13 protein-coding genes are annotated in these 11,925 nt (G+C 40.2%); all 13 read left to right on the top strand.

Annotation, left to right across the window (positions count from 1 at the left end):
• Window positions 1–173: 173 nt before the first annotated feature.
• The 13 genes from ACKVDP_RS04200 to ACKVDP_RS04140 all read left to right on the top strand — a co-directional run bounded on the left by ACKVDP_RS04200 (window position 174) and on the right by ACKVDP_RS04140 (window position 11,834).
• Window positions 174–485: a DUF5658 family protein gene (locus ACKVDP_RS04200; RefSeq protein ID WP_409227555.1), complete on the top strand. Its 312-nt coding sequence runs from the start codon at window positions 174–176 to the stop codon at window positions 483–485.
• Window positions 486–961: 476 nt separating this feature from the next.
• Complete coding sequence (locus tag ACKVDP_RS04195) at window positions 962–2,140, top strand: hypothetical protein (RefSeq protein ID WP_409227554.1); 1,179 nt, start codon at window positions 962–964, stop codon at window positions 2,138–2,140.
• 37 nt (window positions 2,141–2,177) lie between these two features.
• Window positions 2,178–2,648: a type IV pilus modification PilV family protein gene (locus ACKVDP_RS04190; protein WP_409227553.1), complete on the top strand. Its 471-nt coding sequence runs from the start codon at window positions 2,178–2,180 to the stop codon at window positions 2,646–2,648.
• Between the two features lie 24 nt (window positions 2,649–2,672).
• Window positions 2,673–3,599, top strand: a complete 927-nt coding sequence (locus tag ACKVDP_RS04185; RefSeq protein ID WP_409227552.1) for a PulJ/GspJ family protein — start codon at window positions 2,673–2,675, stop codon at window positions 3,597–3,599.
• A gap of 129 nt (window positions 3,600–3,728) precedes the next feature.
• Entirely contained in the window at window positions 3,729–4,490 is a 762-nt protein-coding gene (locus ACKVDP_RS04180; RefSeq protein WP_409227551.1) for a prepilin peptidase, read from the top strand.
• A 147-nt stretch (window positions 4,491–4,637) separates the two neighbouring features.
• Complete coding sequence (gene pilM, locus ACKVDP_RS04175) at window positions 4,638–5,708, top strand: pilus assembly protein PilM (protein WP_409227550.1); 1,071 nt, start codon at window positions 4,638–4,640, stop codon at window positions 5,706–5,708.
• The gene (locus ACKVDP_RS04170; RefSeq protein ID WP_409227549.1) at window positions 5,705–6,265 is read left to right on the top strand and encodes a PilN domain-containing protein; all 561 of its coding nucleotides are present in this window, start codon (window positions 5,705–5,707) and stop codon (window positions 6,263–6,265) included. Before pilM ends, ACKVDP_RS04170 begins: the two co-directional genes overlap by 4 nt.
• On the top strand, window positions 6,255–7,733 hold the full coding sequence (locus ACKVDP_RS04165) for a LysM peptidoglycan-binding domain-containing protein (RefSeq protein WP_409227548.1): 1,479 nt from the start codon (window positions 6,255–6,257) through the stop codon (window positions 7,731–7,733). Before ACKVDP_RS04170 ends, ACKVDP_RS04165 begins: the two co-directional genes overlap by 11 nt.
• Window positions 7,734–7,746: 13 nt before the next feature.
• Window positions 7,747–9,450 (top strand): S-layer homology domain-containing protein, encoded by a 1,704-nt coding sequence (locus tag ACKVDP_RS04160; protein ID WP_409227547.1) that lies wholly within the window; start codon window positions 7,747–7,749, stop codon window positions 9,448–9,450.
• Window positions 9,438–9,893 carry a GspH/FimT family pseudopilin gene (locus ACKVDP_RS04155; RefSeq protein ID WP_409227546.1) on the top strand — a complete coding sequence of 152 codons (456 nt, stop codon included), beginning with the start codon at window positions 9,438–9,440 and terminating at the stop codon, window positions 9,891–9,893. Before ACKVDP_RS04160 ends, ACKVDP_RS04155 begins: the two co-directional genes overlap by 13 nt.
• 1 nt (window position 9,894) lies before the next feature.
• Window positions 9,895–10,269 (top strand): hypothetical protein, encoded by a 375-nt coding sequence (locus ACKVDP_RS04150; protein ID WP_409227545.1) that lies wholly within the window; start codon window positions 9,895–9,897, stop codon window positions 10,267–10,269.
• Window positions 10,270–10,282: 13 nt separating this feature from the next.
• Window positions 10,283–10,828, top strand: a complete 546-nt coding sequence (locus tag ACKVDP_RS04145) for a PilW family protein (protein ID WP_409227544.1) — start codon at window positions 10,283–10,285, stop codon at window positions 10,826–10,828.
• Window positions 10,829–10,841: 13 nt separating this feature from the next.
• Window positions 10,842–11,834, top strand: a complete 993-nt coding sequence (locus tag ACKVDP_RS04140; RefSeq protein ID WP_409227543.1) for a hypothetical protein — start codon at window positions 10,842–10,844, stop codon at window positions 11,832–11,834.
• Window positions 11,835–11,925: the final 91 nt, after the last annotated feature.

Below are 11,925 nucleotides of genomic sequence, written 5' to 3'. Positions count from 1 at the left end.
ACTATGTCCTACTAGCTGATGTAAGGTTTATTTGGAGGTATTTGGTGGTATTATATAATTGAGATAGATAAAATGAAGAGGATAAGACCAACAGTTACAGATGGACGCTTAGACTGTTGTGATCCAGTGGCGTAACCGGCTTAAGAGCCGGTTTTTTATTTGGAGTGATTAATATGACAAATGCTCAACGTCGCTTATTATTTTTACAATTGCTAGGTATTGGTACATTCAATATCGTGGATTATCTGCTAACCTTGGAATTCTTAGCACTAGGATTCTATGAGATTAATCCGTTTATTGCACCCATGATTGGCACCTATGAATTTCCATTGGTAAAATTGATGCTGGTACCTTTGGTGTTGTTGGCACTTTGGCAGCATAAGGATAGAATTGGGAGTATGCTAGTCAAACTGACATGGATTCCATTTCTTGGATATTATTCTCTGATGGTGTATTACAGATTTCTGATTGTCAGTTTCATTTAAAGTTAATTGGTTGTTTCAAAACAAGATACAGTATTAGGTGATGTGAAATTTAAATATGCCTTACAAATTTGATCAAATGGTCTAGGAAATTATAATCTAGTTTTCTGGACTTTTTTATATTATGCAAATATTAGAAAATGAATAAATCTTAACAGTTTTATTTAGTGATTCTAACAACTTAATGTTTAACAGCACCACTATAATACCAAACTTGTCAACATTCATGACAAGTCATTTAAGCCAATAAATGACATAAATACAAGGATTACAAATATTATGTAAGGGTATAAAGAAACTATATAAAAAAGTACAAATAGTGTGAAAATTATATCTGTACCTATATTAAAAAAATGGTATAATAAGAAATAAGTATTTAAGCTATTTGAAGTAAAAATATAAATAATTACAAAATTACTTATTGAGGTAATTGATGGATTTCTAAAAGGTATGGTTTATGCTATCCAGGGGGTAATGTTATGAAAAAAACAGTTAAGAATAGAAATGGAATGGCTTTACCGCTTGTTATAATGGTAATTCTTGTTACTATGATTCTTGGCGTTAGTTTACTATCCATAGGGCTTGCAGATACAAAATTCACTATGGCACAAGAGAATAAGATACAAGCAAATTATTTGGCAAGAGCTGGTGTGGATGACATAGCAGATTATATTATTGAAAATAAAGCTTTACCGGTTGTTGATCCAGATGAAGAGATTACTTTTACAAAAGGTTCATATATAATAACAAACTTGGAGGAGATAGCAGGTTCAAATCCCAAGGATTCTGTTTTTGTCATCGAGGCAACTTCAACCGTCCAATCTGCTACAAGTGATGTGAAGTTGACCATGTCATTTGACAATCCATCTGACCTGTTTGACAAGGCTATCTATACTTTTGATGATCTGGACATCTCTAAAATGAATAGTGTACAGGGAGATATAGCTTCAGCAGGCTCAGTAATCCTAAAGGAGAATAAGGATAATTTTGATACCAATCAATATACCGTAGAATCAAACGCAAGCTTTGATTATGGATATTCCCAATTTCCTATAACAATGCCAGGAACTTACCAAACTTCGTATACAGCTACTTTATCTGCTACTGCAACAATAAGTAGTGATGGAAATTATAATAGTATAACCGTGCCGAATAATACCACCTTGACTTTTTTCACAGGTGGTGAAAATGATGTTCTGGAAATTGGTATACATAGATTTTCCACAGGCAATAGTGGAGTTGTCCAAGTGACAGGAGAAGGTATACTGAAACTATATGTAGGGGAGTTGCTGGAGTCGAAAGGCTCATTTTATGTTGAAGATACTGCTGAATTGGAAATATATGGATATCAAGATTCAACAATAGATTTTCAAACACCCTTGTTAGTTGAGAATTCTGATCCAAATAAAACCAGATTATATTTGGATGAAGGCTGCGAGCTGATATTACAGGCAAACGGTACTTTTCACTTTTATGTTCATGGACCAGAGGCTACAATAAGCATGCAATCTGCTCAGACAACTGTCTATGGTGCAATCGTTGGGAATATCTATAAAGGTAGTAATGTTAGCCAGGCTATGGGTAGTGTAATTTATCAAGCACCGGATGATTCGTGGGATTTGGCTGACCCTCAGGTAAGAAAGAGATTTTATGAATGATTTCGGTTTGTGAATTGAATCAAAATGGGGTGTTAATTTGAAAAAGTCAGCCATAAATAAAGGGTTTACTTTAATTGAGGTAATCATAGCATTTGCAATACTTGCAATTGTTCTTGTTTCATTTCTAGGAATGTTTTCAAATGGTTTAAGGACAATTTTTTATTCTGGGGATAGAACGGAAGCTAACAATTATGCTCAAACAATTATGGATACTATCTACCACGAAGTGGATGTAGATAATTTGGAAGCATCAATTGTTAACATAATGGATAGCGAAGTGGGAACAGGGAAGTATGTAGATTATACAGTTGACTATGTAGACTTTGATGTTGATGATACAGGTTTTGATAACTCACTAGCTGCAGACAGTGATATAGTAGTAAAATATTATGTGCAAAAAAAGGATTTGATTATTTCAAAGAATACTGATAATGCATATGAAATAATTTTAAAAGTATATTATGGTGATAAATCTAGATTTGTAATATTAACAAGTCCACTGTTATAATTGCTCACTTAAGGATGTGAAGAGATGAAAAATAAGAAAAAAGGAGTTACATTAATTGAATTAATAATAACCTTAGCTATCATTAGCATTCTTATAACTATAGCTTTTTCTTTCTTTTCCTTTAGCAATAAAACATATGTAAGAGGCAATGATCAATTTGATGTTCAATCGGAGGCTAGGTTAGCAATTGACTATTTGACAAACAGATTAAGGTTTGCAACCGATATTGAGATGCTATCAACCATCCCAACAATCGATGCGACCGATGAGTACAATTATATGTTTATATCAAACTTAGATAGCACATTGACTCATTCAGAATACAATTCAGGTAATGCCAGAAATGTTACGAAACTAGGTTCAAACATAGACACTTCTTCATATTTTACTTCAAAAGCTCTTAATGGTAATCAAATTATTGAGTTCAATATCATAGCAATGGATGATAAGGGCACTGATTTTAATCTGGTCACAGAGATTTCACTACCAAATATCAACTTGGATTATTCCAATAAAAAGACTGCTGATACAAGTATTGATGATGGAATTATTGGAATCAAGTACAAAAGAGATTACAACATTGCGGTAGAAGTCAGTGATGATGGAGATGGAGAGGATGATTCTGAAAATCCACCAGATGAAAATGATGAGGAAGAAACTACCCCAACTGATGAGTATTTGGATGTTTATGTTTCAGTAACTAAGCAAAATAAGAACTCTAGTCTCACAATAACATTGCAAAGAGTTAGCACAGGAACCTTGAGTTCTAATTACAGCGTGATCGAAAATTCGGATACAACATATAAAGTTGCTTTCTATAATGTCCATTCTGTAGAAGACAGTGTTCAAGTAGTATATAAATATACAATAAAGAACAATACAAATAATAAGATTATCAAAGAAGGCGAATTTACACCATCCAACAACCCAGAAATAAATTATACTGAATAGGAACAGTTGTTTATCAGGAATGATCATTCTTTTGTGTTTTGAATCAAAAATGATACTACAAGGAATCTTTATTAAGCATAATTGCAATATTATTATTGAAGTCTACAAATAACTTAAATGGAGATATATATGGTTTTTTTGATTTTTATATACGGACTTCTAATAGGTTCATTTCTTAATGTACTGATATACAGAATTCCCAGGGATGAGAATATCGCCTGGCCCGGGTCCCACTGCACATCCTGTGGGCATGGACTTAAGTGGTACGACAATATTCCACTGTTTTCATACCTGTTCCTTAGGGGCAGGTGCCGTTACTGCGGTGAGAGGATAAGCCTCCAGTATCCTGCAGTTGAAGCAGTAAATGCAATAATATACGTTCTTCTGTACATATTCTTTTACCAGGTTAAGCTGGATTTTGTTTTCTATGCGCTAATTTCATCAGCTCTTGTTGCAATTACATTTATCGACCTGAAAGACCAGCTAATACCTGATTCCCTTGTTCTTTCAGTCCTGATCCTTTCAATTCTACACAAAAGCCTTCTGCATTTCTATGAGGGTATACCCTTTCCATTTGTTGAAAGCCTACTGGGCCTTCTTGTGGCCGGTGGAATATTTCTCCTTATAGTATACTTTTCAGGAGGAGGAATGGGTGGAGGAGATGTTACCCTGATTGGTGCCTTGGGATTTGTTTTGGGTCTTAGAAGGATTTTTCTGGTGATTTTCCTTTCATTTCTGCTTGGAGCAATAATTTCTGTCTTCCTCCTTGCAACAAGACTGAAAACCAGGAAGGATCCAATACCCTTCGGTCCCTTTATCGTGCTGGGATTTTTCATCGCACTGTTTTTGGGAGACAATCTGCTTGATTGGTATTTCAACATTTTAATCTAGCAATATATTCCATTTTGGTTTATTATATAGGAAAGGCAAAAAACGTTCAAATTGTGGTTTTCCTGAACTATTCAAGGAAAAGGATCTTTTTATACAATATTCGATAACATATCCACGTGACAAGTGGAATAGAGAGGAGAGAGGCTTATGGGAATCCTTGGCAGCAGCAAAATCCTCAGCCTGGACTTTGGCACAGACAGCATCAAGGCAGTTGAGGGAAAGCATTCAGGCAAGGGAGTCATAGTTGACCGGTGCTTTAAGGTAGACCTTCCAAAGGGGCTTTATGTTGATGGTGAGATTACAGATATGGATCAGATGACCTATCTTCTGCGAACCGGACTTTCGGAGAACAAGGTGAGTCAGCTTGAGACATACGGGGTGTTCAATTCCTCATCTGTTGTAATGCGTGAGGTCAAGCTTCCAAAGGCGGGACCTGAGGAAATCGAGGCAATCATTAATTACCAGCTGGAGGACTACATACCCATCAATCCGGAGGATTATGTTGTAAAATACCTTGAACTGGGAACAATTTTTGAGGAAGGAGTAGATAAGATGGTACTACTCCTTGTTGGCATACCCAGAAATACCATTCAGGCACATCTAACCCTCCTAAGGAATGTTAACCTTAAGCCTACGGTACTTGACTACCATGGAAATGCCATAGGAAAGCTCCTGCAAATGGGCGGAGAAATTAACAACACCTACGGGTCTCTTGAAAATGTTGCATGTATTGACATCGGTTCAAGCAGCACAAGCGTCTCCATCATTGAGGGAGGTCTCATAAAGGTTGCAAGGGTTGTGGAGCGGGGCATGGAATTTATCCTTGAAGACATACGAAGAAAGCTGCCTCATCTTGAGGATGACCAGATTCTTGAATACATGGATGAGATCGGCGACATCTCCCAGAAGAGGACCGGGGAGGATGATGAGGTGATCCTGTCAGAAACCTTGAGGGATAACCTGTTTGGAATCCTTGATATGATAGAAATGATATTCAGGTACTACAAGACAAGGGATGCTGGAAACAAGATCGACCTTGTTGTGATCTACGGTGGCCTTTCAAAGATAAACGGTATGGATAAGCTGTTCAAGGAGTTCTTTGACACAGAATCCACCAAGCTGAAATCCCTGGAAAAAATAAAGGCTGATTGCGATATGAGTCAGTATGCAAATGCTATCGGTGGCCTTATCCGTCTGAAAGAGGTGAAGAAGAAATGAGAGATATGAACTTTTTTGATCCTTTCATAGAGAAGAAACAATTCACCTTTAATAAGATGCTGTTTTTATATGGACTTTTATTTCTTGTAATAGTGGGTCTAGGAGTTATGGTAGGAATGAATCAGCTTAAGATAAATGCCCTCCAGAAGGAGGTCAACAGCCTGAGACAGGTTGCAGAGGATCCCCAGACCGTGAAGAGGGTTGAGGAGATCAGGGCCTTTGAGGAGGAAACAGAGCAGTTCAAGCAGGAGGTAGAAAGGATTCGTACCCTTGATAAGAACATCCAGGCGAGGGATGTTATTGGGGAAGAACTCCTTGATGACATAAATTCAAAGCTGCCTGAGGGAGTTTTCTTGGGAAATCTCAGTGCAAGCGGCTCTGAAATTAGGATCGCAGGCTTTGCAGAGGACAGATATTCCATAGCGGAATTTGCCAAGGGTCTTGAAAGGTTACCTGTGGCATCAAAGGCGTTTGTGTCCAACATCTCGGCAGTGGAGAGCTACTATAGATTCAATCTTGATCTTACACTGGAGGAGGTGCTGGTAGATGTCAACTAAGCTAAAATCATTGTTCAGCGGTATAAAGACCAGACCCTTAACCAAAAGTGAAAAGATACTACTTACCCTGCTTGCCATTGTAGGTGTTGCTTTCCTTGGAAACCAGTATGCACTGGTGCCACAGGATGAAAAGATCCAGGAGCTTCAGGTGGAGAAGTACGAGCTGGAAACAGAGATCATGGAAATGAATGCAACCCTGAGAAGGGAAAATGACATCAAGAAGGAATGGGAGATGCTCCATAGGGAGAGAAACCAGATCCTTTCATACTATTTCCCGACCCTTGACCAGGCTCAGATAATATATCTGCTTAACGACCTCCTTCCTGAAGAGCAGGTGGAGATTGCAGACCTTAATTTCTCTAGGCCTTCTGCAGAAAGGCTTTCAGAGATGGATGTATACAATATGGGAATCTCATTGCCTTTTACCGGTGATTATTCAGGTATTGAGACAATGGTAAGATCCATTGAAACCAGTCCAAGAAGAATGATGGTTGACAGCCTGTCACTGGACAGAGGAGATGACAACCAGCTTTCCGGCTCAATGAACCTTAAGGTCTATTCCCTTGAGGGACTGGCGGAAATGGAGGAAGAGGATGTAATATTTGTTGAAGTTGCAGAGAACCCAAATCAGGGAACCCTTTTCTCAAGCTTTGATGGCTTTGTTGGATCAACTGGAACTGGAACCACAGGAGGGACAGGAGGATCCGATGGATCAGGAGGAACTGATGGCGGAGGTACAACAGGCGGTGGAGGGACCGCTGGTGGAGGAACTGGAGTTGATGGAGGTACTGACGTAAAGGGTGAAGTACTACACAGCTTTGAATGGAGAAATTATGACTTCATACCTAGCCATCCTCTGGTAAGAGGTCAGGCCGAGCCTACCACAATAGCAATTGATGGAAGGTATGCAATGAGACTTGAGTACAACATAGTTGGAACTGAGGAGGAGAACAGGGCAATGGTGGATATAACCAGCCAGGATATCGAGCTGAAATTCCCACCGACGGAGCTGACCATCCACACCTATTCCTTCACCTACGCTCCAGGCACTGTTGGGGTTAGGATAATAAACCAGGAAGGCGATGAAGAATTTATTTCTGTAAATGAAGGAATATCGTGGCTTGGATGGGGCAGGACAAGGATAAATCTTCCAGGAAGCGTTGCAGAGTATCCAATAAAGATAACCCATATCTACTATGAAATGGACAAGGGAAGGGATGACTTTGGAGTGCTTGTATTTGACAAGCTAGAGGCCATTTATCCCCATCACGTGGATTCGGCATATGAAGGTACGAAAAGTGAGCAGGACAGGATATTTTATGAGGTGAAGCCAGGAGATACGGTGTCAACAATTTCCAGGGATTTCTACGGAACACTTCTTTACAAAAACGAGATAATGAAGAATAACGATATAAGGCCTGGGGATGTTCTCCCAGTGGGCAAGATTCTGGTATTGATAAGGAGATAGGGGGAGAGATATTATGAACAGAATAAGATTTGCAATGGTGTTGACAATAGTTTTCACTCTCCTTCTTTCGGGAGGAGCCTTTGCAGCACAGGCTGATTACGACTGGGGCTATGGTGAAGGCCAGTGGTTCTTTGGGATCGATTCCTCTTTTGACGATGGAGATGATGCTTTTGACGAGTATCTTGACTATATTGAGGATGAGGATCCAGACCTGTACGATGAAATTGACGACCTTGGGAGGATTTCCTACAATGACTTTAAGGATGGCTTTATGGACGGCTATGAGGATGCCAGGGATAAGGGTGTCAGCACTCCTGATGCCAACACCCTAGGACAGAGTCTTGGAAGGACCTATGCTCTTAGGGACTACTATGATGGCAATGATTCCGACTGGAGAGAGGCACTGCCAAGTGACAGAACCATAAGCAGGATGTTTGACCTGGACAGGATGACAGACAGCTACGAGAAGAGCTTTATATCAGATTTCAAGTCAGGCTTTCAGACAGGCTATGAGGATGAGTTCACAAAGGCCCTTTTGAACCCTCCAAGGGAGGGGATGAGCCAGGGACTTTCAGATGGAGAGGCCGCAGGTGGAGCCATGGGAGAATCCTTTGCTGAAAGGGACTATATGTTTGGCAGCTCAATGGACTATGAAAGGAATCTGCCAAGTGATGCAGAGATTGTAGAGAGATACAGACTTAGACTTGGGACCAATGAGTACAGGGATGCATTTGTAGAAGGGTTCAAGAAGCAGTACCAGATTTCATACAATGAAACCTTCAGGTCCTTCCATCAGGACCAGTCAATGGAATCATTGCTTTCACAGAGGATAGAAGCTTCCGGAGGTGAAGCGGCCGTCTCAAATGGAATTTCCATTTCCGTGGATTCAGGAACCTTCTATATGCCGGTTTTTGCAACAATCAATCAGCAGAACACAAATTTCTACAAATTCGGGTCATATATCAGGGCTTCTGAAATATATACGGTCAGGCTGGACAACCCTGCAGGGACCCTGGACGACAAGAAGAAGGTTACGATATCCTTCCCCTATTATGGTGACCAGTACAAGGCTGGAATCTACAAGCTTATCGATGAGAGATGGCAGTACATTCCAAGCAAGCTTGATGGTGACACAGTGTCAGCACAGGTTCTGCCAAGCACAATGTCAAACAGGGAAGGAACCTATGCAGTCTTTATGGATGAAAACATTAGGGTCCTGACTGATGTAAGGGACCACTGGGCCAAGGAAGAGATAGAGACGATGGTAAGAAGGAATATCATCACAGGATATCCAGGCTACACTCATCTCGATGGAACCTTCAGACCGTCACAGAGCATCACAAGAGCGGAGTTCTTGATTCTTTTAAGCAGAATAGAAAATTGGACCCTGCCAAACTACATTGTCAATGCAACACATTTCAGGGACCATGCGCAGTTTGCCCAGTATGACAGGATAATCAGCTATGCCCTGTCAAAGGGATATGTAATAGGATATACGGATGGAACATTTAGACCACACAACCCAATTTCATATTACGAGGTACAGCTTATTATGGGAAGAGTACAGGGAAGCTACGGCTTCAACTGGAATGCATTGGCAACACAGATGATGTATGATAAGGCCTACAGGTCACCGAGCTTTGACAATATAAATAATAAGATCACCAGGGCAGAGGTGGCTTATATGCTTTATGTTCTCAATCAATGGCGGTACTGATAGACAAGGAAGGCTATAGAAAGGGCTACACCCTGATCGAATTGATTGTGGTTGTAGCTCTTTTTTCTTTGCTTCTATCCATAAGTCTGCCCAACACTTCCATTATAAGGACCATCAATGAAAGAAACGAGCTGAGGATGATCGAAAAGGATCTGAGACAGGCCAGGACCAGGGCTATCCTTGAGAACCGCCTGGTGGAGTTTTCCTTTTATGTTGATGGAAACATGTACATAATACAATATAATGAAAATGAAAAGATCAAGGTTCAAGAGCTCCAGTCGGGTCTAAAAATCTATTACGCAGACTCTGCAGCCTTCAGGTTCAATGGTACGGGGAGAGTCGGGAACTCAAATACCGTCACATTGAAAAGATCAGACGGCAGGACATACCATCTGGCGGTAGGTGTAAACACTACAGAAATAACGCTTCGGGAGGTACAATAGTTTGAAAAGGAAGGGATTTTTTCTTATTGATATTATTCTGGGATTGGGTCTCTTGGGAATGCTTGCCCTTGTGGTCCAAACAACAATAATCACATCCACAAGGAGCATTGTAGCAATAGAGAATAGGGCGGACCTTATTGACAACTGCCAGAGGATAGCTGAAAGCCTCAAGGTTCCTTCAGAAGAGAACGATGAATTCTTTGAGATGTTGACATATGAGGATGGGTTTGTCAGTTATCCCTGTACCCAACTGCCTGAGGGTATGGAAGCAATGGTAAGGCTTGTACATAGGGATGGAAAGCTCCAGAAATATTCAGTGATGGTAAGAGGGGAGGGATATGATGTCAGCCTTTCTGCCACGAGAGTCCTCCAATAGAGGAGGGTTTACTGTGATTGAGATAATCATAGCCCTGGGATTTACAGGCATAGTACTTATTATGTTTTTTTCGATTTTCAGGTCCACTGAAGCATCTGCTGGAAGAATTCAAAAATTTGATGATGCCATGCTGAATGGAAGATATGCAACTGAGTATATAATCGAGGATGTTATGCTGGCAGATGAAATCATTGGCATGGAAGACTATTGCCCTGATGGAATCTTCCAGGGAGAGTATCTAGGTTTTATCCTAATCAACCATAACACTGGTGAAAACATAGAAACAAAGGATTATGACAAAACCTTCAGGTACAAATACATATATTACAGACTAACAGGAGATGTAATTTTTAGAAGTACCTTCAGCCATAACGCATATCTGCCTGAAAACGCCCCTTCCAATGGGGGGCACAATGTATTGGCAAGAAATGTTTTATCCATAGGCAGCAGCAATTACTGTTCCGACAAGAGTCTTTTGTTCATTGAAATAATAACTAAAGACCCTGCCTATGAAAAAGAGTACAGATCCACCGAGACAAAATATCTCGGAAGTCACTGACCGGAGCTGAGGAATGAAAAGAGATGGAAGTATAATTATGCTTGTTTTGATAGTAAGTGCAGTATGTATGACAGTTTCCTGGTTTGCTCTTGAAAGCGTGATCATGCAGAACAGGATAGTCATAAACAGGTATGACAATGTTCAGGCGCGGATGTCCTTGGAGAATAAGGTGGCTGAGCTTGTTGTGACCTCAGATGATGCTGATAATCTGGTTAAGGATATAATTTACAACAATAAACCAGAGGTGTACAAGCCCTCGACCTTCCCGATTCCAATAGAGGGAATGGAGGATGCCAAGGGTATGATCAAATTTTCCTACTGTGATGAGGGCCGGTTGAATTACAGGCTGAACATAGAGGGTACAAGAAACAGCGTAGTGGATAGCATTACCGTGAAGGGGCACATTTACAGTCCCCTTGTTGACCATTGCCAGGATGGCCTTGTGACACTCCAGAACAGGTCCCTTGAATATGGAGAAGAGCTTAATCAATTACTAGACAACATCAGAAGTTCATTTAACACTGATGCCATTGACAGTACATATTTTCTTGCAATCAACTACTTGGAGAATGAGGTGAAAATAAGGGCTAAATCTTCAGGATACAGATATATTGACTTTATTCGTGAAAACCATATATCAAAATACAGCTTTTGGAATGGAAGAATTGTACTTTTCAAGGAGTATGACGGGTTTAACAGAGATGTTGTAAGACTGGAGAAGGATACCAGCAGCTACTCGACGGGATATGTGATGGGGATCATATACCTGGAAAATGGTGACCTTATCCTATCAGGAGATGTTGATTTTTACGGGATAATCATCCTCCAAAATGGTGCTTTACTAAAGGAGGGGGAGGAGGAGTCACTCATAAAGGGCAAGGTAATTGTGAACGGCTTCAATCAACCTGATGAGGGAATTAAAATTCAGTACGATCCGGAATACACAAGGCTGATGGCAAGATTTCTTCCGGGATTTATCAGCCCGACAATTGATTCCATAAGATAGGGACCTGCAGGTCCATAAAGTATGCATATGGACTAATTTTAGCTTGTTACAGTGTCCTTATACTGGTATAATAATTACTATACGGGGGATT

It is taken from the genome of Gudongella ferriphila, from assembly GCF_046224405.1.
Taxonomy (GTDB): Bacteria; Bacillota; Clostridia; order Tissierellales; family Tissierellaceae; genus Gudongella.
This window is presented reverse-complemented; position numbering and strand designations above follow the sequence as displayed.